This window comes from Rossellomorea vietnamensis (genome assembly GCF_001305855.1).
Lineage (GTDB): Bacteria > Bacillota > Bacilli > Bacillales > Bacillaceae_B > Rossellomorea > Rossellomorea vietnamensis_A.
This window is the reverse complement of sequence record NZ_LIXZ01000007.1, coordinates 58,321-78,087: the sequence shown is the minus strand read 5'-3', so window position 1 is coordinate 78,087 and position 19,767 is coordinate 58,321. Positions and strand designations below refer to the sequence as shown.

Sequence of the window (19,767 nt, the reverse complement as noted above, 5' to 3'; positions counted from 1 at the left end):
ATTTGGGAGGTCCGTCCCTCAAAAAAAGCCGCCTTTATCAGACGACTTTTGTAGGATGTGTATTGAGTTTGGTTTAGGCGTTCGTTGCGTTCAGCAGTTCGTAGACGGTGTCCTGGTAGCTTTCCCAGATTTGCTTGCTTCGTCTTGAGATGCTGTTGGCAGAGACATCGAAGTATTCGGCCAGCTCCTTTTGAACGTGGCGGATACTGATTTCGTCGATGTTTTTCGCCATGTCGACCATAGCCCCCGAGTAGATTTTCGGGTTGCGAATCGTAGGGCGTTCTGTGTAGAAGTATTTTTCCAATACGGCTACGAGCAGTTCACTTTCCTTTTTGTCTTCCCCTTTTTCAAAGAGGAAGTTTTGAAGAGAGGTGATCGCTTCGTTGTATTCAGGGGTCTTCCAGATCTCTACACCTTCAATAGAATCCCCGGTGTTTTCATCTTCATCCTTACCTGCATCGGCACCGGCAGATTGAGAGGCTGCTTTTCCAGCCTTCTTCTTCTCCGCGCTATAAAGCACGAATCCGACATCTGCGATTTCCAGGTACTGACCTGATAAGTAATCATGCAGAGTGTCAAATTCACCCTGTTCAAAACGGATCTTCACTAACTCCATCGCCGCTTTTTCAATAGCAGGATAAATGAAGTATTGAGCAAACGGAAGATACTTCTCTCCGTTCGGCAATAGTAATCCCAGGAAGAAGCTGTTCTCTTCAAGCTTACCGAATTTTTCCGTCACGATAAGCGTATCTCCAGTTATCGCTTCCCCTACACGCAATGTATTGTCATCAAGCTTTTCTACCGTACCAGCTGTCACCCGTACATTCTTCCACGATTCCAATACCTCAGCTGTCTGTGGTCGAGTCACCGTGCTCAGCTGCTTATCCACAAATCGTTCGATCAAACGAACACCGTCAGCATCCTTCTGAGTCGCTCCGTACCAGCTGACAAATGACATTTCATAAATATCGGGATCAGCCTGCATCAAGTCCATCTTCGAAAGATAGTGATGGTAGGATTCCTCCATCTCAGCAGACTGGGCCGTAGCGATGAAATCATACAGCTGTGCCTGCAGCACGTCCAGCTCCTGACTCACCAGCGTATCTATATTCACAACGTTTTCACAGCATTTCTTATATTTCTTTCCACTGCCACATGGGCATGGTTCATTTCTTCCGACTGTACTCATGTTTGTATTTACCTCCAACTTCTCTGAGTCCCGTACACAAAGGTTCATTATATAACATTTCCGGCAAGCATTAAACTGTTTTAAAACAAGAAAAAAGAACCAGTCACTTTACGACTGGTTCTTTTTACAATTATCTTCCTTGATTTTTCATATAATCCAAGACATCCAGATCGATATAATTCTCATCCTGCTCACGCATTTCAAAGTTTTCCGTGTGAAGGTAGTCTTTCAAATTTTGATAGAGGGACTGCTTTTCTTTCGCATATCCAAGACGGATGAGCTCCCGTTCCACATCATCGTGAATCTCACCTTCAAGGAGTACCACCCTGCCGGCATCCGACTCTTTAAAATACAGCTGGTGCAAATGATAGATCCGCTTCAATTCCTTAATAGGAGAGGCATGATCGTCGACCCTCAGATCAATATACCGATCGTTGAAACCGCCGTATCCTCCTTTTTCTTTTACGACTAAAAGGGCAGCGGACTGCATGCCCCGGGAATCACCGCCCGCTTCCTGGCCGGCAGCAAGGGCATGGAGCAGCCTTTCAGCCAAGGATCCCGTGGTGGACTCAAAGGTATCCGCCATCGCCTTCACGGTTTGACCATCCACTAAAATATTGCCTTGAGCTGCAAAATGCTTTCCAGTCTGTCCACCTGCCCAGTCATAGCAGCCTTCACCGGTAAAAGTGGCGGGGTTCCCACACGCATCGATCAATCCCACCTGGCGCAATGGTCGCTCCGGGTCATCTTTTATGATGATATCGAGTGCCTCTTCCGCTGTCTTGCCTTCCTCCATCAATTGGAGTGCGTAGGGACCGTAAGAAGTGTTCGCATACGACTGAGTCGCCACCGCCCCTACTCCCGCTTTCGCAAACGGCACAACCGAACCAACACCGAGGAACTTGGATTGGACCGCTATCCCCCATTCTTTCTCTTCCGGGTCAAAACCTACAATGGAATACGTCATGGTGAAGTCCTCCTTTAGATTAAAGCGTCTATTTAAAACAAAACCCTTATTTTATACTATCAAGATTCTACAAAAAGGGAGAAAAACCTCTTTTTCACAAAAAACCCTGCAGTCCAGGAGACTACAGGGTTTAAGGTTATTCAGATTAGTTTGTTTCAATCAAGCCGTACTTGCCGTCACGACGCTTGTACACAATGTTCGTTGCGTTTGTCTCTGCGTCCGTGAAGATAAAGAATGTGTGACCCAGCATATTCATCTGCAGGATCGCTTCTTCACTGTCCATCGGTTTAAGATTGAACTGCTTCGTTCTTACTACTTCCGTATCGTCCTCATCCTCCAGTTCAACAGCAGCTGCGCCGTTAGGAGAAACATGATTCAAATCTTCCTGAGCCGCGAAGAACTCTTTCGGGCTACCCTTTTCACGCATCTTACGGTTCACTCTGGTCTTATGTTTGCGAATTTGACGCTCCAATTTATCTACTATCAGATCAATGGCCGCATACATATCTGCGTTGCGTTCCTCTGCACGTAGCACTAATTGCGGCATTGGAATAGTCACTTCAGTTTTCGTATTTTTATCAGGATACACTTTTAAATTAACATGTACATTTGCATCAGGAGTTTCATTAAAGTAACGGTCTAACTTGCCAATCTTCTTCTCCACGTGTTCGCGAATCGCTGGAGTTACCTCAATGTTCTCGCCTCGAATGTTGTAGTTCAACATGTAAACTCCTCCTTTTAAAAATAAAGCTATGTTTATATATTCTCCATTCCCTTTATGAATCCTTCTTAAACTTTCTAAATTTTTCGTCAATTTTTCGTGAAGTTTGTAAGGTGGTGTCGAAAGTGTTGATGTATCAAGGGGTGTCGAATGTTAGAGTGCGGTGATGATTTGCGAGTGTTTTGCGTTCAACTGGCACTCTTTATAGTATTATTATCTCACTTTTTTGGGGGATTAGACGGTGGGGATTTGGAGGTTTTGTGAAGGGTTTGGGGCGGAATAGTGAAGTTTATTTTATAGGGGGACTATAACCGGATTTTGCACCTGGTACATTCGGGTTTTGGTGTACCAGGTGCAAAAACAATCCACTATACATCCACATCCCGCCGCCCAAAACTCCACCAAGCCAATCCACCGAATCCCACCATATACACCACAATCACCCCCACCGAAAACCAAAACGTCATCCCTTCAAAAGGCGGAGTCCCGAAGAAATACTGCTGCAAATCGATATTCGCAAAGAGCAGATATCTTCCCCACTTCAATCCCTGCTCGTTCATCAGAACCAAAAAGGTCCCGGCGGAAAAGGTCAGAAAGATGGTAGAACCAATCGCGAACGAACTGCTTCTCGACACGACCGAAAAGGTAAAAGCGAAGGAACAAATCACTATCATTTCTATGAATCTCAGTACGTAAGCACCTGTCACGATAAAAAAGTTCTCGTTCAAATCAAAGAAGCTATCATAGAACCACAGAGAACCGAGCACGGCGGAAAACAAGAAATGAGAGGCTGTTAAAACAGTAGCGATGACTAGCACGGTTATGTATTTGGAAAGTAAAATTTTCACACGGTTAATAGGTCGGATGAGCAAAAGCTTGATGGTGCCGGACGAGAATTCACTTGAAACGATATCTCCGGCAATGATCAGACTGAAGAGTTGAATGATCATAAGGAGGTTTGAGCTGATTCTCATGTACTCCCAAAATGAAAATTGGATGCCGTCAAATAGCAGATAGACAAAAATCGACGTGATGGAATCGATGAACACAATGAGTGCCAGTGAGATCCACATACGTGGTCGGGAGACTTGTTTTATGAGTTCATTGGTGATTAAATTCATCATGTTTCTTCATCCATTTCATACTTGATTGGCCAACACACTATTTTCCATACCGGCATCCTTCAGCATTTTTCTATTATTATAGCATGAGAGTTTTTGGAAAAAGAAAAAAGCCTCGGGGATTCGAGACTTAGTGTGTTAGATATGGGTTTAGTTCGGTTTCAATCGCTGCTTTCCAGGTAGAAAAGGCTGGGGACAGGTCTTCCTGAACGATACTTTGTTTGAATGTGTTGTTATCCAATCGTCCGTCCAGTTTCCATGCCTGATCCGTCACGGTATCAAATCCGGTTAAAGCTTTCCGAATGTCTTCCTCACCAAACATTTCTTTCAACAAGGGATTGCTTTCTGAAATCTGACCAATGGCCATGAAGACATCGGATAGGACCTGATCCCCTTCTGTTTTTCTTAAATCCGTGAAGCTTGCTTCCACATAGTTCAGTGCTTCTTCAATTGTGTCGAGCATCCCGACGTATTGGCTGACCAATTCGTACTGTTTTTCGTCTAGTTTCGTTGTTAAAGAATCACCTATTTCTTTTTATCGTAGAACATTCCATCGTATTGTAAGGATTCGTAAGGGTTTGAGTATTTTTGAGCAGACGTTTTTTTCTTGGTTAGGCCGTTCATGTCACGTTTAATTTCCAAGCGTAATTGAGCCAACTGCCGTCCAATCTGCTGGTTCCAAGTATTCATCTGCTTGCCGAGCGCCTGCTCTTCCTGAGTATAGGGTGGCTTTATGGTATCAACTAGGCTTTGTCTCTTTTCTAAAAGTGCTTCGACTTCCTGGATCGTAGTTTCCCTGTTTTCATCATTCACCTGTTCCAATGCTTCTTTCAATTGCTTCGTGATGGTATAGCATAGAAGAACGGAACTCATTACGCTTGTCCACCTTGACCGGCATACTGCTTCTGGCGGTTCAGTTGAATGACTTCTTTCCATGTGTCACGGAAGTCTGTGATGAGACCCTCTACCTCTTCTAAAATCGCCGCGTCATTATTTATATTAGCTTCCGTTAAGCGACGGTTTATGTAGTCGTAAAGGGACATCAGGTTTTGCGAGACTTCAAGATCCGTGTTCAACGTCACCATCAGCTCGTTCACGATGGCTTGGGTCTTTTGGATATTCGTATTTTTCAGTTCAATATTTTTATCTTCAATTGCTTTTTTGGCAATATGAATAAATTTCACGCTTCCGTTATAGAGCATAAGGGTGAGTTCACCTGGTGAGGCGGTGTTGACCGAGTTATTCTGGTATGCTGCATACGGGTTGTTGATGGCCATAGTGACACTCCTTTAGGTATGATTAGCCGCCGAATTGGTTCATGAGGAACATGGATTGTTCGTTGGAACGCTGGATGGCTTTTTCCATGGCGGTGAATTGACGCCAGTACCGGTCTTCGACTTGGTTTAATCGGTCCTCGAATCGGTCCATTTGGCTGTCCATGTTATTTAGTAAACGGCCCAGGGTAAATGTATTATTGGTGCTCGAAGCTTTCCCTGCTTTTTGCTCAATGCTATCCATTGTATCCTTCAACGTATCACGTAAACGACGGGCGATCCCTTGTTCATTTGACGTCACACCATCTTTGGCAAAAATCTCGTAGATTGTATTCGGGTCTTTGGAAATCGCTTCTTTCAGCTTGTTTTCATCAATAATCAGCTTTCCACGATCAAGGTAGTTACTTGATGTTTTGATTCCGATCTGGGCTAGTTGGTCAATGCCTGATGTTCCACCGGAAATCGGTGTATACATGTCAGTCCGCATTTTGTTCAAACCCGAAGATAAGACTGAATCATTGCGCAGTGTACCACTACGGGATTTTTCTTCCCATAATTCGATTTCTTTTTCTTCCATTGACTCTTTTTGTTCGGCAGTCAATGGTTGGAAGTCACGGTATTTCTTTTCGTTTACTTCTCCATTTACTTTTTCGATAAGTTTATTATATTCGTCGACGAATTTGACGAGTTTTTCTAGGATTTTGTCGGTGTCAGGTGCAGAAGTAAAGTTGACAGGACCTGTTGACTCGTTTTTCAACGTTAGTTCAAAACCATTAATCGTAAAGGTGTTAGAAGGTCTCGTTGTCGTAAGTCCATTATAGGTGAACGTTGCGTTTACCCCTTCCTGACGCACTCCACTGAAATTTGTATCCGTTAATTGCAGACTATCAAAAAAAGTACCTGTTTCATCCGAAAGAGCGATATCATTCCCTGTCGCATCACCTGAATTTTTAGCAGTAAAAGAAAATTTCTGTGACTTCTCGTCAAAGAAAACAGAAACTCCCGACTGTTGATTGATCTTTGATATCAAACTATTTAAAGTCTCTTTTTCTGGATCAAATTCAATGGATATTCCTTTAGGATCTAACGTCCCATCTTTAAGAACAGATTTAATATTTATTTTTTGAGTACCAGTAAGGCCCATTAAATCTTTTATCGTCTTGGATGAATCCGTAATTCCGGTAACTCCACTAATGGTCGTAGCAGATTTTGCTAGGTTTCCAACTTCCAGTGTTCCCGAAAAATCGGTTGTCGAATTAATATTTTTCACAGACACGACAGAAGGATCAGATACACTAATCGTCTTCGTCAAAAATAAGGTTACTAAAATCAAACACCATCTTATTCATATCCCGGTAATCATCACGCTGCCATTCAAGGTATTGCTTCTTCTGTTCCAATTTATCTAAAGGAATTCGTTCAGCCTTCATTAAGTCTTTAATGATTTGATCCGTGTCCATACCACTGGCAAGGCCACCAATTCGCATATCAGCCATATGTATCTCCTTCCGTTAAACCTTTTTATCGACCATTAAACCAACAAATTCCGTCATTGCGGCATGCATATCAAGAATTCTCTTTGCCGGTATTTCCTTTACTATCTCCTGCGTCCGATCATCCACGATCGTCACATAGTATTCTTTCAATTTATCATGAAATTCAAATTTGAGATGTGTATTCGAAGTGGACATAAACTCATTCATCCCATGAACGACATCTTCCATTTTTTCTTTGGTGACAGGTTCTTTGGTTGTGGTTTCTTCATGCTGTCGTTCCTGCGCTTGAATTTGTTTCACTTCTTCGCTTGCTTGATTCTCTAATCTAGTAAATGATTGCACTCCTGAAATTCCACCTGTCACTTTATCAATCATCTTTTGAACCTCCTGAGGGTTATATGGGTTATATCGGAGTTTGGTGGGGAAAGTTTAGGTGAGATTAGGAGAAATAAGTGGGATTTAGAGTTATATAAGTTATCTAGAGGGTATAATTAAAAAGAACAACTGTTCTCTTAGGGAAGGTGGGAGGAAATGTTTGCGTGTGAAGAATTCTTATCTATGGTTTGTGGAAAATTGCTAGGTGATGGATGCATTGTAAAACAAGAAGGAAGAAAACCTCGTTTTCAATTCATACATTCAATCAAAGACAAAGAATGGTGTTATTACTGTTACTCTAAGCTTAAAGACTACCTTCCATTAACAGGTCCACATTATAAAAAAATTGAAGATAACCGTGTTAATGCAGGTTATACAGAATCATATTACGTACAATCGCGCACTCATGGCCACATTACTAACTTAAGATCAATCTGGTACAAGAATGGAAAGAAAGTTCTCCCATTTGAGTTTTTAATGAAGTACCTGACTCCTCTTGCACTCGCATGGTGGTATCAAGATGACGGGAACCTCAAGAAAGACTCTACTATTCCTCGAAAAATCATTCTATCGACTGACAGTTTCACACCAGCTGAGAACAATAAATTATGCCATTTACTTAAAGATAAATACTCGTTACTCTTTTCAATGGATAAACAAAACCGGATTCTTCTCTATGATCAGTTTCAGATTCAATACTTTCTCTTTTTGGTCAGCCCTCATCTCCACCCATGTATGTATAGAAAGACTATTACTTCTTGTGATATCTATAATCATTTTTCAAATCCAAAGCGGACTACAATTTATTTACCGGCCCATCTAAAGTTAACTTCACCCACAAGAGAAATTAATGAAAGGTTATCAGTGCTTCCAGATATTTTTTCGGCCATTAAAGACGGTGACTTTTATACTAATGAGTTATTAACATTTATCGAGTCTACTAAAACATATGTTACTAAGAAACCATATCAAATTGTCGTGTCTGAAGAAAACCTTCAGAACCTTTTTATATTAAATAAAATGACGGGATTAAATGCTAGTATTTTCGCTCACATATGCTTTATGGTACAACCAATATTCTCAAAGTAAAAAGAGACCCTAGTAATACTAGAGTCTCTAATAAAGAAGTCAATATTAACGAAGAAGTTGTAAAACTCCTTGAGGCTGCTGGTTGGCTTGCGCTAGCATAGCTTGAGCAGCTTGAGAAAGAATAGAATTCTTCGTTTGGTTCATCATTTCTTTCGCCATCGTGCGAACATTTACTTTCATAAATGACCAGACTATATCTTCACCCTCTATAAATAGTAGGGGTTGGGCACTTCGGATTCACAATGCTGATGACCATTGTTTCACCTACGGATTTCATCATCATAGCTTGCGCCTTAGATGGTCTATCCTAGTCGTTGAACCTTCTCCACTCTTTCAAGACAGGAGCTTGGCTGCTGATTGCCCAATCTCTTCTTTTATTAAAGCCATCACGTTTGTCGTTTCCAACTACGTTGTGGCAAGAAAAGCTCTAAGGGGTTTCCAGCAATTCACCCAATTATGATCTCTGGCCGTTACCAGCCAGGACGACTGTGCTTATCACTGCTTAGGCAGCTAAAGCATAATCTACGTCACGAACACGTGATTCTGCAGCAGTTAGGTTTTCAGATGAAGTGTTCAAGTTATTAATTGAATGTTCTAAGCGGTTTTGGAAAGCACCTAATTGTGAACGTTGTGCAGAAACTTCTTTAATCGCTTGGTCAATTACCTTAATATTTTCATCAAATCCAGCACCGGCACTAGTTAAATTTACAGCAGATAAATCCGAGACAGCTCCACTAGCACCAGTTCCTAATGCAGAAGATCTCATGTCATTAACACCTATGTTTAAAGTAGTCCCACTGTTTGCACCAATTTGGAAACTTATCTGATTTCCAGAAGTCGTAATGTTTTTGGCATCTAAAGAGGTGCCACCTCCATCATAATCTGATAAGTCAGCATCAGCACTAAAGCTTAATTTCAAGCCAATATTGTCAAAATTTAACGTTTGTCCTGCTTTGATTGCTGCTGGATCGATAGAAATCTGTTGAGTTGTACTTCCATCAGATACACTAATAAATTCAGACCCCGCAGTTAAATCTAAACCGAATGTTAAAGTTGAACCTGAAGCAACTCCAGATGCATCAACTGAAATCCCAGCTGCAGTTAAATCACTCATAGCAGCAGTTCCATCTGCAGCCTGTACTCCTAAACTACCATTTAATAATGTTTTAGTATTAAATTCTGTCTTATTACCAATTCGAGTAATTTCCTCAGAAAGCTGATCAAATTCTTTTTGTATTTCCCCTAAATCATCATTAGTATTTGTATCATTATTCGCCTGTACTCCTAACTCACGCATACGTTGTAAAATCGAATGAGTTTCGTTTAGTGCCCCTTCAGCGGTTTGGATCAGAGATATACCATCCTGGGCATTACGAGATGATTGGTCTAATCCGCGAATCTGACCACGCATTTTCTCTGAAATTGCTAAGCCAGCTGCATCGTCACCAGCACGGTTAATGCGAAGACCAGAAGACAATTTTTCCATTGATTTAGATTGGTTAGTTGAAGCACTATTTAACTGACGATACGTGTTAAGCGCCGCAATATTATGATTAATTCTCATAACAATAATTTCCTCCTTGAAAGTAAGTCCACATCCATGTGAACTATATCATTTTTTAGTTTGCAACAAGTCACAAAGGTCGGCCGCCCTTCTCCTCATTGCTTACAATACTATTATCGGTCGTTTCTACTAGTCTTTAATAGTATAAGAAAAATAATTAATCATTTTTTGGTAAAAGATTAAATAGATTGTCTATTCCTTTCGAAGCTTCGGTGTTTTCTTCCTGGATAGAGAGATAGACCTCTTTCCGATGGATATCCACGTTCTTTGGTGCGTCGATTCCGAGTTTCACTTGATCACCACTTACCGAAATGACCGTTAGCTCAATGTCATCCCCAATCTGAATGATTTCTCCCGTTTTTCTTGTCAGTACTAACATTACCTCACCCCTTCTTTCCTGCAGGCTGAGCAAAGATCAGGTGCTTGGTTTGATAGCTTGTGTTAGTTAAGATGACTTGCTTGCCTTTACGGTTTGCTAGATTGATAATGATTGGCGCCTGTAGATTTGCGGTAGATTCATTAAGCGTTTCTCGCACAGTAAGAATAGAAAGCACCTGAACTTCTTTTTCAGAAGGATTATCCAGTAACTCCACACTCGCCTGATCCATCTCAAAATCATATTCCTTAAAAAACACAAACGGATCTGTCACGACAAAACCGAGCTGAGATGTTGTCACCGATTGCAATATATGAAACCACTCATTTTCAGGTAGTGGCAACAGTACAAACTGCTTCTCTTCTCCAAATCCAGGGATCCCGTGTTCAAATGTCACCACTTCTTCCGATTTCACTTCTATTTTTCCATGATATTTCGTATTAATTTTCATAGGCTTCATTCCTTCATTCTATATTTCTTGTTCATAGTTAATCCCTACATGCATCAAATTCGCAAAATCAATTTGTAGGTCTGCGTATCGTTTTAAACTAACATCCACTTTGGCAGGTGTGTACTGTATATTAGGCTTTTGAGGACGAGAGTGATTCACGACTTTTTGAGGTTCAACGTTTATCTTCACATTTCCCGGATCATAGCTGATTTTGACGCTTCCTGCGGAGGGAATCCATCCGATGTTGAATTCATACATCGGATCTTCACTGTTTCGTTTAGCCTGGGCGGCAATCGCACCCCCGCCATTCTCAATCATCATTAGCTCATCCCCGTCCTGGGCGACACGTGCTAGTCCTGTCAGCCAGTCTTCATATCCTTGTTGGGAATATTCTTCTATCCTGCGACGCACCGATTTCAAGTCCATATCGGCCCGTGCCTCGGTTTGATCGATGGTCAGTTTGGACGGTGTACGCTCAATCTCCATCTTTGCCTGGGGCTGCTGGATATCCAATTCTGCCGGTGGCTGTTCGATGTCCATGCGTCCTGGAGTCGTCCGGATGCTAATTGCCGCTGACGTGGAATGCAATCTTATTTGTGGAACGTTCACGCCTATTCACCTCCATATAAAAAGGGACTGACCCTAAGGTGACGAAACACCTTAAAGGGTCAGTCCCCTTGCTTTTATCGTAGAAAATCCATTAATGTCGGCTGAATGATTCTGGCTCCGACGCTGAGTGCCGCTCTGTGGACACTTTCCTGGGTTTTCAAATCAGTTATGACGCGTTCGATGTCGGCGTCCTCATTATCTGAAAGAATTTGGTTCGCTGTTACTTCCTGTTGACCCAGTCGGTCGTCTACCATTTCAAGACGATTATAACGGGCACCAAGTTCTGAACGTTCTGCTGATAACGTGTTCATGACACTGTCCAGATTCTCTAGCTCTGTATCAAGAGCAGAATCATCTCCTGACTCCAATGCTTTTTGGATGTTGTGGACCGTGTCGAACAGTTTCTGATTAAAGACCTTATTCGGATTAACATTAGCTTTTAAAGACACTCCCTGTGAAACCTCTACGGGATAAGAATCGATAGCACTGTTTCCTAAATTGTCAGCGACCTGCGGAGCACTTCCATCTGCGGGATTTCTATCCTTAATCGGAGAATTCCCTACGTCTGTTCCATGAAAAATATATCTTCCCGCTACTTTCGTTTCAGCCACACTGACAAGGTCATTTTTAATTTGCTCTATCTCAACAGCAACAGCTTTCCGGTCCTCAGGGCTTAAAGTTCCATTCTTACCCTGCAACGTCAATTCCCGAACACGCTGCAACCCTTGATTCGCTTGATCGATTCCAGACTCCGAGTTCTCCATCCACAAATAAAGCTCGGAAAGATTCCGCTTATACTGCTCAATCCCGGTGAGATTAGAACGATAAAACATCCCTTTCATCGCAACAACCGGATCATCCGAAGGATTCGTGATCTTCTTTCCTGTCGCCAACTGGTCCTGTAGCTGCCCCATTCGTCCATAAGAAGAACTTAAATTTCTCATCGAGTTCGCTGTCAACATACTTTGTGTTACACGCATAGCATTTCACCTACCTATCTTCCAACGGTTCCCATGCCGTTGATGATTTTGTCGAGCATTTCGTCCTGCAGTGTGATCATTCTGGCAGAGGCGTTGTATGCATGCTGGAATTTGATCATGTCGGTCATTTCTTCGTCAAGGGACACTCCGCTGACGGACATTCGGCGTTCGTCCACGGCTCCTCTTAGTACAGCGGAGTTCTTTGCGAGTCGAACGGACTCTTGTGACTCTACCGCCATTTTTCCGATTACAGATTCAAAGTGGCTTTGGAATGAAGCTTCTTTTTCACCATAAGACAATTTGGTTGTTGTGATGATGTTGGCCAAAGCCAGTACATTTGAGGCGTCTCCAAGGGTAGGATTATCTTCACCTGCTGTTGCGATATTATCCAGATTGCTCATGTCCTTTGAAACCTGAATTCTTTGGGCGAAGCCTTCTTTTTCTACATCCTCGAGATCTGCTGCTGTATTCTTTGCATCCTGGAAGAACTTCGGTGTATCCGGAGTATCGGTGTCAGGATCAAAGTTTGGATCGTTCATCTGTTCTGGCGTGAATCCTTGTTGATGCTGATCATTGAATGCTTTGGCGAATTCGTACGCCATGCTGTCCAGTTCATCCAGCATGCTGATATAGGAGCCTTCTGCTTCATCGTCTTTATTTTTGAATCCGTATGTATCGACAAGGGCTCTCAGTTTTCCTTCGCCTTGTGATAGGAAGTCATTAATATCAAGTGTTTGTTGACCAATTGAGACAGAATCGACCGTATTTTGCGGGCCATCAAAGGTAAGCTTAACTTCATTCACACCATTTTTCCCGACGAGATTGACGGCAGGGTTTCCGTCTTTTCCTACAAGCGTTACTGTGACGGCACCTTCTGCGATAGGAGACGACTGTCCTCCATTGGACTGGTAGCTCGTTTGGATGGAAACATGCTGTGAAAGTTCATCGATCAAGCGGTCCCGCTCATCGTATAGATCATTCGGTAGGTAGCCGTGTGGTTCAACATCGGCTATTTGTTTATTGATATTATCGATTTGTCTCGATAGGGAATTGATTTGCTTTTCGCTGACAGACAGCTCATTTTTCAGATCGCCTCTGACACTCGTTAAAGAAGAAGATAGGTAATTGAATGTTTCAGCAACGGCTTTCCCTCTTTCGACTACCACTGAACGTGCACCTGCATTGGAAGGGTTAACGGCTAGATCCTGAAGGGACTGCCAGAACATATCCATCGTTTTTGATAAGCCTGAATCGGATGGTTCGTTCATAACTTCTTCCATCTTTTTCATCGCTTCCATTTTTGTGTCCCAGTAGCCGAGCTTTTGGTTTTCGCCTCTATACTGCATGTCCAGAAATGAATCACGCACGCGTTGAATCGAACCGGCTTCGACTCCCGTACCGATTTGGCCTGGGATTTGTGGACGGTTCATAGAGGGAGCAGGATAGGGTGTCGTTTGTTCAAAGTTGACTCGTTGTCGGGTATATCCAGGGGTATTCGCGTTGGAGATATTGTGGCCGGTTGTATAAAGGGCGCCCTGCTGAGTGTACATGCCCCGTTTTGCCGTTTCCAGGCCCATAAAAGTGGATCGCATGGTGTTGCCTCCGTTTCAATTAATAAGTGCTATGCTTTCGAATCAAAGATGGATCGACTTGCCGGTGCTTTCTTTTCACCGTTCGGCCGTGAATAGGTAGTTTGATCCTGCTGGGGTTGAGTCATGGATAGATTCATATTTACGAATTGTAGAGATTGATAGACCAGCTTTTGATTCAGCTCGTTTTGAACCCTCAATTCTCCGATGATATCGACAAGCTTTTGCTGCCACTCGGCAAGTGTTTCTTGTTCTTGTGGTGAACTGTGCTCAATGCACTGAGATATTGTTGGTGCCTCGATAAAAGCCACTCCCCGTGAATTAAGATAGTGACTGGATTCTCTTTGTCGCTCTGCCTCCACCGTATTGATGGCGGCCAGATGCTTCTGCTCATCCTTCAACACCCGGTCGAGTTCACTCATATCACCTTTTTTAATCACATCCGTTTTATTCACAGAAAGGTCGAACAAACTTTTGTGCAGCTTATAGAGTTTTTCAAGTGTTGTCGTAAGGTTTGTGGCTGACATGTTTGTTCGCTCCCCTTTATTGTCCGTTATAGAAATTCTTTAATCCTTTAGCAACGGCTTTCGGGTCGATGGTGTAATTCCCGCTCTGTACCTGATCTTTTAGAGAGTCCACTCTGGCTTGGCGCTCTTTGCCGAGTTTAGAAACCTCCTGCATCTCTTTGGCAGCAGAAGAAATTTCAATTTTGTCGGATGCCGGTTTGCCCGTTTTTCCGACCTGGTCCATTTTATTAAGATTACGCTTATAAGGATTAATGTTCTGATTTCCGATAGAGTTAATCTTCATCATTTTCCCTCGCTTTCTTCACGTACATGGTTTCTACCTAGTATATCGGATATAAACGCGTTTTGTTTAGTAATAGAGCCTGGTTAGTTCTTCCTCTTTATTTTGCTTGATACTAGTTCTTTTCTCTCATGGTGTAATACGTTCTCTGACCCGATTCCTGGGATTTTTTCTTCCATTCCTGTTCCGTTTCGAATTTTTCCAGATCACTGGCAAGCTCAGAAGAACAGTCACCGCAGATTCGTCCCGTCCCTATAATCTTCCCACATTTGTCACAAGGATAACCCATATTCGGAAATTGCCTCGTCTGGATTCGGCCTTTTTTCACCCATTTATATAGAAGTTCCTCGTCTACCCCCGTCACTTCAATGACACGATCCATCGTGGCAGCACGGTTCTCTCGCTTCTTTAAAAATTGGTAAACGGTCTCGTACATGTTCTCTTCTTCTCTAAAACATTTATCACATACATCACGGAATTTATTTTTCATGAATATTGCATTGCATCGTGGACAATTGATGATTTCTGACATATCTGTTTCCTCCCGGTGAAGCTTCTCTTACACTTTATATCGGCAGGAAAGGGGTTTGCTTTAACCCCTGGCGAGAGTTAAGGATGATACCTCGTCAGCACCAGCGTCCTTCAGCAACTTTGCCGCCTGCCTCAACGTCGTCCCCGTCGTATAAATATCATCAAACAGCAGAATCGACTTGCCTTTCACATCACACTCTGCCAACTGAAAAACCTGCTCCTGGCGAAGACGCTCAGCACGCGTCTTCTTCGACTGCTTTTCAGAATGCAAACGCGTGAGGATATGTGAGGGACGGACCTCTGATTCTTCCAACAGTGCGGTAGATTGATTGAACCCTCTCTCATAGAGGCGTTCATCGCTGAGTGGGATGGGGATGATGTGGTCATATTCCATTTTTGCGAGATAGGATTTAATACTATGGGAGAAGGCTTGTGCCAACGCGTAATCCCCCCGGTATTTGTATCTGGCCAAGTACTCTTTCAAAAAATCATTATAGTGATACAATGAATCGTTTTTATGAAGAACCCCCTTCCACTCCGGATCCTGGTCCCACCGATGGCAGTCCAGGCAGATGTCTTCTTTTACGAGATTGGAAGGCAATGCCTCCAGTGAACGGGAACACCCTCTGCAGAGCTCCCCTTCTATCTTCTCCAACTGACTCTCGCATTCCTGACATAAAAATTGAGGCTCCCTGTAAAATAACCCTCTCCACGACCATACCTCTTCCACTTCGCTGCTACAATTCAAACAGTTAGCGACCATGAATCAGTCCCCTTCTCCCGGCTTCTTTGTTCATTTGGTAGATATGAAGCAGCGCTTTGATCATTTCCCTTGTGCGGCCGTAATGGAAATACACGATATCCCCTGTTGGATAGTCAGCGCTCCTCCCCACCCTGCCGGCGATCTGAACGAGGGCACTTTCGGTGAAAATCTTTTCTTCGGCTCCAAGGACCGCAACATCGATGTTCGGGATTGTCACTCCCCGTTCTAAAATGGTTGTCGTAAGTAAAATCGGAATCTCTCCCTGTCTCATCTTCAAGACTTTTTCTTTTCGTTGGGGGTCTTCAGCATGGACCGATTCGATAAGGGGATTCATTTCTTGGAATAAAGACAGGGCTTGTTCCATAAGATCGACGGTCGGAAAGAAAATCAGGGCTTGTTTGGAGTGTTTGAGTCTTAATGAGGTCCAATTTTTCAATGCTGGGGGAATACGGTTTTTCTTCAGGGATTTTTTCCAGAGTCCGCACCAGACAAATCTGGGTAGTGGGATTGGATGACGGTGGAAGCGGGCCGGGATTTGGATGAAGGTCCTTTTTTCCCGGGCACATTCCTGTTGCGTTTTCTGGTCCGGGGTTGCCGTCAAGTATATGGTGGACGATTGGGTCTTCCGGGCTTTTTCTACCGCCCCTTGAAGAGAGGAATCGTAGGAGTAGGGGAACGCATCGACCTCGTCTATGATCATGACATCGAAGGCTTCTTTGTACCTGTACAGTTGATGGGTAGTAGATAGAACAAGTTGACCATAGCTATGCCGTTCCTCTGAGCCCCCGTACAGGGTGGTGACCTCTGTTTGGGGAAACACTTTTTTGAGGCGGGGAGACAGTTCCAGGATGACATCGGTACGGGGTGCGGCAATACAGACACGTTTATTTTGCTGAAGGGCTTCGTATATGCCTTCAAAGAGCACTTCGGTCTTGCCGGCTCCACATACGGCCCAGACGAGAAGGTCGGTGTTTGTTTGAATCGCAGATATCATTTGTTCCGAGGCTGCTTTTTGCGCTTCTGAAAGGGTACCGGACCAGTCGAACGTTACCGATGGAGACTCCGGTCCGGGACCATTCCACCTTAGGAGTGGCGTGCACTCAGACACCCTTCCCATCATGATGCAATTCCGGCAGTAGGTGCATTGGGTGTGGCATCTTGAACAATGGAAGGTGGCAAATAGATGAGGTTTGTTATTTCCACAACGATGACACAGACCTGTGTCTACACCCTTTTCATAGGAAACATAGCCGTTCACATAGTGCTCATGGAGGACCTGAATTGGAAATGGAATCTCGTCTATTAATAGAGACCTTCCACTTAGATAGGATTGCAGCTCTGATGAAAATGGAAAGGATGGATTCATTGGTTGAGGCGGAATGGAAGTGAATTCTGAGATTTTTTGGAAAGGGGGGTGTGGTTCTTTTATAAGAGGCTCAGGGATTAACCTGTGTTCCATTAAAGCAAAACGCAACGGCATCACTCCTTATGTGGGATAGTATTGTATTCTACATTGGAGGGTGAAAATCCTTCCTAATAAAAAATGGTGCCAGGCACAAAACGATTGTTTCGTGCCTGGCACCATTAGAGAGTGCGGTAGTGTGCACCTGGTACATCAAGCAAAGTTTGTACCAGGTACAACAAGCGCCACTTGTACCAGGTACAAATCAGAAATCTACCTACTCATCTTCCTCGCCCAGCCCATTCCCATCGAACCCTCACCTAAATGAGTCCCGATGACCGGACCAAAATAACTCACATTGAATTCCACGTTCGGATATTTCTCTTGAAGCTCGTTCTTCCACTCGATCGCTTCTTCCTCCCGATTGGCATGAATGATGGAAGCTTGATAGGATACGCCGGACTTCACGGCTTCTTCAAGAATGCCTTCCACACGCTTCAACGCTTTCTTTTTTGTGCGGATTTTTTCAAACGGGACGATCACTTTGTCCACGAAGTGCAGCAGTGGTTTTACCTGTAACAGGCTTCCGATGATGGCCTGTGCTTGGGATAACCGTCCTCCGCGCTGCAGGTGGGCAAGGTCATCCACCATGAAGTAAGCCTGTACGGACTCCTTCATTTCATCCAATAACCCAACGATTTCTTCTGCCGTTTTTCCTTCGCGCTCAAGCTTCGCCCCCTCAATGGCATAGAAGCCTTGGATCATACAGCTGATTTCAGAGTCGTATGGGTATACTTTAATACTCTCGACCATTTCACCTGCCTGCACGGCACCTTGGTACGTCCCGCTGATTCCGCTGGATAGGTGGATGGAAATGACGGCATCGTAGTCTTTGGAAAGTTCCTCGAACAGCTCGACGAATTTTCCGACCGGGGGCTGTGATGTGGTCGGGAGCTTTTCCTGGATGCTGACTTCTTCGTAAAATTCACTTGCCGTAATATCAACTTCTTCTTGATAGGTTTCTCCTCCGAAAATGACGCTGAGAGGAATCATATGTATGTTGAGCTGATCACGCAATTCTTTCGGGATGTAGGCGGTACTATCCGTTACAATTGCCGTTTTCATATAGAATTACCATCCTTATGTTTTATTTTTAATAGCATGTGCTATGCGTTAGTCTACCTTATGTATCTTACTCATTTTATATGAAAATAAGTTGGTTTGCATCAGTTTCCGGGGAGTTTCGGTTCCCGGAAACTAAACAAACGTTTGACTGGTACGCTCACCCCTTGTGGGACAAGGGATTCAACATACTAATCAAACGTTTGTTTAAAGGTCTTACCTCGTCCCTGCCGGCAGGGATGTGATGATTTTCTTGGATTTTCTGGACGATAGGAATACGCCTGCGAATATGATCAGCAAACCTAAAATGAGATTGTGGGTCACCTGCTCCCTTAGAAGCACGAATCCCCAGATCATCGCCGTACCCGGAATCAGGTACGTCACAGTCGATGCGAACTCGGGGCTTCCATTGGTCATGATGTAGAAATACAGAAGTGTCGCCACACCTGACCCGAGGCAGCCCAGTCCTAATATGCCGAGGATGACCTCTCCTGACGCTAAATCACCGACAGAGATCGGATCCGTGATCATCATGCCGACAAACCCGACCGCGGCCCCGATCAACAGCTGGAACGTAGAAATGACGACTACACTCGTTCCTGCCAGGTATTTTTTCGTGAACTGGGAAGCAAAGGCATAGCTCATCGTCGCCAGTACCATCGTCCCCACCCCTACAAAGTCAGACGTGAAGATGCCGCTCACTTCAAAGTTCATCAGCACGAGGATGCCGATGAAGCCGACTGCGATCCCGATCCACTGGAACCCCCTCAACACGACAGAGAAGAATAAAAATCCAACCAACCCTGTCCAAATCGGCGTGGTCGCGTTCAGGATGGAAGCGGTATTGCTGTTGATCTGCGTTTCACTTAAGGCGATCAGAGTCCAGGGCAGTGCGGCATTCCCGATTCCCACTACAATCAGTCTCCATATTGGGAGGGGCTGCTTCCCTTCTTTTTTCCTTTGAATGAAAAAGATCGGAAGTAGTACGAGGGCCCCTGCCAGGCATCGCAAAAACACCGTCCCCCACACTCCTGCCGGTTCCACTAACCATTTTATAAAGACGAAAGACATGCCCCAGATCAGGCTTAAGCCGATTAGCGCCGTGTATAATCGTGCCAAATTGCACCCTCCTCTCTTTTGTATCGGAAAAGTATATTTTAGTAGATGAATAGATGTTATAGCATATTTTTGATATGTTCTATCCTATCTTATTACCCCTCAAAAATAAACCAGCAATTTACGCACCCTCTTCGCTTTACAAAACTATTACATTTTTCAAATAAATCATACTTTTACACCATTTTTATTTCATGTTGATATGCTAGCATGTAATTGTTTGAC

General features: G+C 43.7%; 22 protein-coding genes and 2 pseudogenes. 1 reads left to right on the top strand and 23 read right to left on the bottom strand.

Features of this window, described 5'->3' with window-relative positions:
* Positions 1 to 73 precede the first annotated feature (73 nt).
* The 9 genes and pseudogenes from AM506_RS10890 to flaG form a co-directional block, all read right to left on the bottom strand.
* The gene (locus tag AM506_RS10890) at positions 74 to 1,189 is read right to left on the bottom strand and encodes a YecA family protein (protein WP_060672516.1); all 1,116 of its coding nucleotides are present in this window, start codon (positions 1,187 to 1,189) and stop codon (positions 74 to 76) included.
* 130 nt (positions 1,190 to 1,319) lie between these two features.
* A complete protein-coding gene (locus AM506_RS10885; RefSeq protein ID WP_060672515.1) occupies positions 1,320 to 2,156 on the bottom strand; it encodes a DUF1028 domain-containing protein in 837 nt (278 codons plus the stop codon).
* Between the two features lie 145 nt (positions 2,157 to 2,301).
* Entirely contained in the window at positions 2,302 to 2,880 is a 579-nt protein-coding gene (gene hpf, locus AM506_RS10880) for a ribosome hibernation-promoting factor, HPF/YfiA family (RefSeq protein ID WP_060672514.1), read from the bottom strand.
* A 365-nt stretch (positions 2,881 to 3,245) separates the two neighbouring features.
* Positions 3,246 to 4,001, bottom strand: a complete 756-nt coding sequence (locus tag AM506_RS10875) for an ABC transporter permease (protein WP_060672513.1) — start codon at positions 3,999 to 4,001, stop codon at positions 3,246 to 3,248.
* A gap of 127 nt (positions 4,002 to 4,128) precedes the next feature.
* The gene (locus AM506_RS10870) at positions 4,129 to 4,482 is read right to left on the bottom strand and encodes a hypothetical protein (RefSeq protein WP_060672512.1); all 354 of its coding nucleotides are present in this window, start codon (positions 4,480 to 4,482) and stop codon (positions 4,129 to 4,131) included.
* 41 nt (positions 4,483 to 4,523) lie between these two features.
* Positions 4,524 to 4,871, bottom strand: coding sequence for a flagellar protein FliT (locus AM506_RS10865; protein ID WP_060672511.1), 348 nt, complete (start codon positions 4,869 to 4,871; stop codon positions 4,524 to 4,526).
* On the bottom strand, positions 4,871 to 5,275 hold the full coding sequence (fliS, locus tag AM506_RS10860; protein WP_060672510.1) for a flagellar export chaperone FliS: 405 nt from the start codon (positions 5,273 to 5,275) through the stop codon (positions 4,871 to 4,873). Before fliS ends, AM506_RS10865 begins: the two co-directional genes overlap by 1 nt.
* Positions 5,276 to 5,297: 22 nt before the next feature.
* A pseudogene (locus tag AM506_RS10855) lies at positions 5,298 to 6,768 on the bottom strand (flagellar hook-associated protein 2).
* A 15-nt stretch (positions 6,769 to 6,783) separates the two neighbouring features.
* Complete coding sequence (gene flaG, locus AM506_RS10850; RefSeq protein WP_060672509.1) at positions 6,784 to 7,143, bottom strand: flagellar protein FlaG; 360 nt, start codon at positions 7,141 to 7,143, stop codon at positions 6,784 to 6,786.
* Positions 7,144 to 7,299: 156 nt separating this feature from the next.
* On the opposite strand from flaG, the gene AM506_RS10845 reads away from it, so the two are divergent.
* On the top strand, positions 7,300 to 8,232 hold the full coding sequence (locus tag AM506_RS10845; protein WP_060672508.1) for a hypothetical protein: 933 nt from the start codon (positions 7,300 to 7,302) through the stop codon (positions 8,230 to 8,232).
* 45 nt (positions 8,233 to 8,277) lie between these two features.
* On the opposite strand, the pseudogene AM506_RS10840 reads toward AM506_RS10845, so the two are convergent.
* The 14 genes and pseudogenes from AM506_RS10840 to AM506_RS10775 form a co-directional block, all read right to left on the bottom strand.
* A pseudogene (locus AM506_RS10840) lies at positions 8,278 to 8,394 on the bottom strand (flagellin); the annotation flags it as partial.
* A 340-nt stretch (positions 8,395 to 8,734) separates the two neighbouring features.
* Positions 8,735 to 9,796 carry a flagellin N-terminal helical domain-containing protein gene (locus AM506_RS10835; protein ID WP_060672507.1) on the bottom strand — a complete coding sequence of 354 codons (1,062 nt, stop codon included), beginning with the start codon at positions 9,794 to 9,796 and terminating at the stop codon, positions 8,735 to 8,737.
* 157 nt (positions 9,797 to 9,953) lie between these two features.
* The gene (gene csrA, locus AM506_RS10830; RefSeq protein WP_060672506.1) at positions 9,954 to 10,175 is read right to left on the bottom strand and encodes a carbon storage regulator CsrA; all 222 of its coding nucleotides are present in this window, start codon (positions 10,173 to 10,175) and stop codon (positions 9,954 to 9,956) included.
* A gap of 4 nt (positions 10,176 to 10,179) precedes the next feature.
* Positions 10,180 to 10,623, bottom strand: coding sequence for a flagellar assembly protein FliW (gene fliW, locus AM506_RS10825; RefSeq protein ID WP_060672505.1), 444 nt, complete (start codon positions 10,621 to 10,623; stop codon positions 10,180 to 10,182).
* An 18-nt stretch (positions 10,624 to 10,641) separates the two neighbouring features.
* Positions 10,642 to 11,232, bottom strand: a complete 591-nt coding sequence (locus tag AM506_RS10820) for a DUF6470 family protein (protein ID WP_060672504.1) — start codon at positions 11,230 to 11,232, stop codon at positions 10,642 to 10,644.
* A 74-nt stretch (positions 11,233 to 11,306) separates the two neighbouring features.
* Positions 11,307 to 12,212: a flagellar hook-associated protein FlgL gene (flgL, locus tag AM506_RS10815; RefSeq protein ID WP_060672503.1), complete on the bottom strand. Its 906-nt coding sequence runs from the start codon at positions 12,210 to 12,212 to the stop codon at positions 11,307 to 11,309.
* A gap of 14 nt (positions 12,213 to 12,226) precedes the next feature.
* Positions 12,227 to 13,804 carry a flagellar hook-associated protein FlgK gene (gene flgK, locus AM506_RS10810; RefSeq protein ID WP_060672502.1) on the bottom strand — a complete coding sequence of 526 codons (1,578 nt, stop codon included), beginning with the start codon at positions 13,802 to 13,804 and terminating at the stop codon, positions 12,227 to 12,229.
* A gap of 29 nt (positions 13,805 to 13,833) precedes the next feature.
* Positions 13,834 to 14,328, bottom strand: a complete 495-nt coding sequence (locus tag AM506_RS10805; protein ID WP_060672501.1) for a flagellar protein FlgN — start codon at positions 14,326 to 14,328, stop codon at positions 13,834 to 13,836.
* Between the two features lie 16 nt (positions 14,329 to 14,344).
* On the bottom strand, positions 14,345 to 14,611 hold the full coding sequence (gene flgM, locus AM506_RS10800) for a flagellar biosynthesis anti-sigma factor FlgM (RefSeq protein ID WP_060672657.1): 267 nt from the start codon (positions 14,609 to 14,611) through the stop codon (positions 14,345 to 14,347).
* Positions 14,612 to 14,723: 112 nt separating this feature from the next.
* Positions 14,724 to 15,140, bottom strand: a complete 417-nt coding sequence (locus AM506_RS10795) for a TIGR03826 family flagellar region protein (protein WP_060672500.1) — start codon at positions 15,138 to 15,140, stop codon at positions 14,724 to 14,726.
* A gap of 60 nt (positions 15,141 to 15,200) precedes the next feature.
* The gene (locus AM506_RS10790) at positions 15,201 to 15,902 is read right to left on the bottom strand and encodes a ComF family protein (RefSeq protein WP_060672499.1); all 702 of its coding nucleotides are present in this window, start codon (positions 15,900 to 15,902) and stop codon (positions 15,201 to 15,203) included.
* Positions 15,892 to 17,382, bottom strand: a complete 1,491-nt coding sequence (locus AM506_RS10785) for a DEAD/DEAH box helicase (protein WP_082386327.1) — start codon at positions 17,380 to 17,382, stop codon at positions 15,892 to 15,894. The genes AM506_RS10790 and AM506_RS10785 overlap by 11 nt, the downstream gene beginning before the upstream one ends.
* Before the next feature lie 195 nt (positions 17,383 to 17,577).
* Positions 17,578 to 18,429 carry a DegV family protein gene (locus tag AM506_RS10780; protein ID WP_060672498.1) on the bottom strand — a complete coding sequence of 284 codons (852 nt, stop codon included), beginning with the start codon at positions 18,427 to 18,429 and terminating at the stop codon, positions 17,578 to 17,580.
* Between the two features lie 213 nt (positions 18,430 to 18,642).
* Complete coding sequence (locus AM506_RS10775; RefSeq protein WP_082386326.1) at positions 18,643 to 19,545, bottom strand: DMT family transporter; 903 nt, start codon at positions 19,543 to 19,545, stop codon at positions 18,643 to 18,645.
* Between the last annotated feature and the right edge of the window lie 222 nt (positions 19,546 to 19,767).

Coding starts and splice junctions, on each gene's coding strand:
- fliS (WP_060672510.1), bottom strand. CDS start 5,275: ATGGCCATCAACAACCCGTATGCAGCATACCAGAATAACTCGGTCAAC.
- AM506_RS10865 (WP_060672511.1), bottom strand. CDS start 4,871: ATGAGTTCCGTTCTTCTATGCTATACCATCACGAAGCAATTGAAAGAA.
- hpf (WP_060672514.1), bottom strand. CDS start 2,880: ATGTTGAACTACAACATTCGAGGCGAGAACATTGAGGTAACTCCAGCG.
- AM506_RS10890 (WP_060672516.1), bottom strand. CDS start 1,189: ATGAGTACAGTCGGAAGAAATGAACCATGCCCATGTGGCAGTGGAAAG.
- fliW (WP_060672505.1), bottom strand. CDS start 10,623: ATGAAAATTAATACGAAATATCATGGAAAAATAGAAGTGAAATCGGAA.
- AM506_RS10780 (WP_060672498.1), bottom strand. CDS start 18,429: ATGAAAACGGCAATTGTAACGGATAGTACCGCCTACATCCCGAAAGAA.
- AM506_RS10885 (WP_060672515.1), bottom strand. CDS start 2,156: ATGACGTATTCCATTGTAGGTTTTGACCCGGAAGAGAAAGAATGGGGG.
- flaG (WP_060672509.1), bottom strand. CDS start 7,143: ATGATTGATAAAGTGACAGGTGGAATTTCAGGAGTGCAATCATTTACT.
- AM506_RS10845 (WP_060672508.1), top strand. CDS start 7,300: ATGTTTGCGTGTGAAGAATTCTTATCTATGGTTTGTGGAAAATTGCTA.
- AM506_RS10875 (WP_060672513.1), bottom strand. CDS start 4,001: ATGATGAATTTAATCACCAATGAACTCATAAAACAAGTCTCCCGACCA.
- AM506_RS10790 (WP_060672499.1), bottom strand. CDS start 15,902: ATGGTCGCTAACTGTTTGAATTGTAGCAGCGAAGTGGAAGAGGTATGG.
- AM506_RS10835 (WP_060672507.1), bottom strand. CDS start 9,796: ATGAGAATTAATCATAATATTGCGGCGCTTAACACGTATCGTCAGTTA.
- AM506_RS10805 (WP_060672501.1), bottom strand. CDS start 14,328: ATGTCAGCCACAAACCTTACGACAACACTTGAAAAACTCTATAAGCTG.
- AM506_RS10795 (WP_060672500.1), bottom strand. CDS start 15,140: ATGTCAGAAATCATCAATTGTCCACGATGCAATGCAATATTCATGAAA.
- flgL (WP_060672503.1), bottom strand. CDS start 12,212: ATGCGTGTAACACAAAGTATGTTGACAGCGAACTCGATGAGAAATTTA.
- flgM (WP_060672657.1), bottom strand. CDS start 14,611: ATGAAGATTAACTCTATCGGAAATCAGAACATTAATCCTTATAAGCGT.
- AM506_RS10785 (WP_082386327.1), bottom strand. CDS start 17,382: ATGCCGTTGCGTTTTGCTTTAATGGAACACAGGTTAATCCCTGAGCCT.
- csrA (WP_060672506.1), bottom strand. CDS start 10,175: ATGTTAGTACTGACAAGAAAAACGGGAGAAATCATTCAGATTGGGGAT.
- flgK (WP_060672502.1), bottom strand. CDS start 13,804: ATGCGATCCACTTTTATGGGCCTGGAAACGGCAAAACGGGGCATGTAC.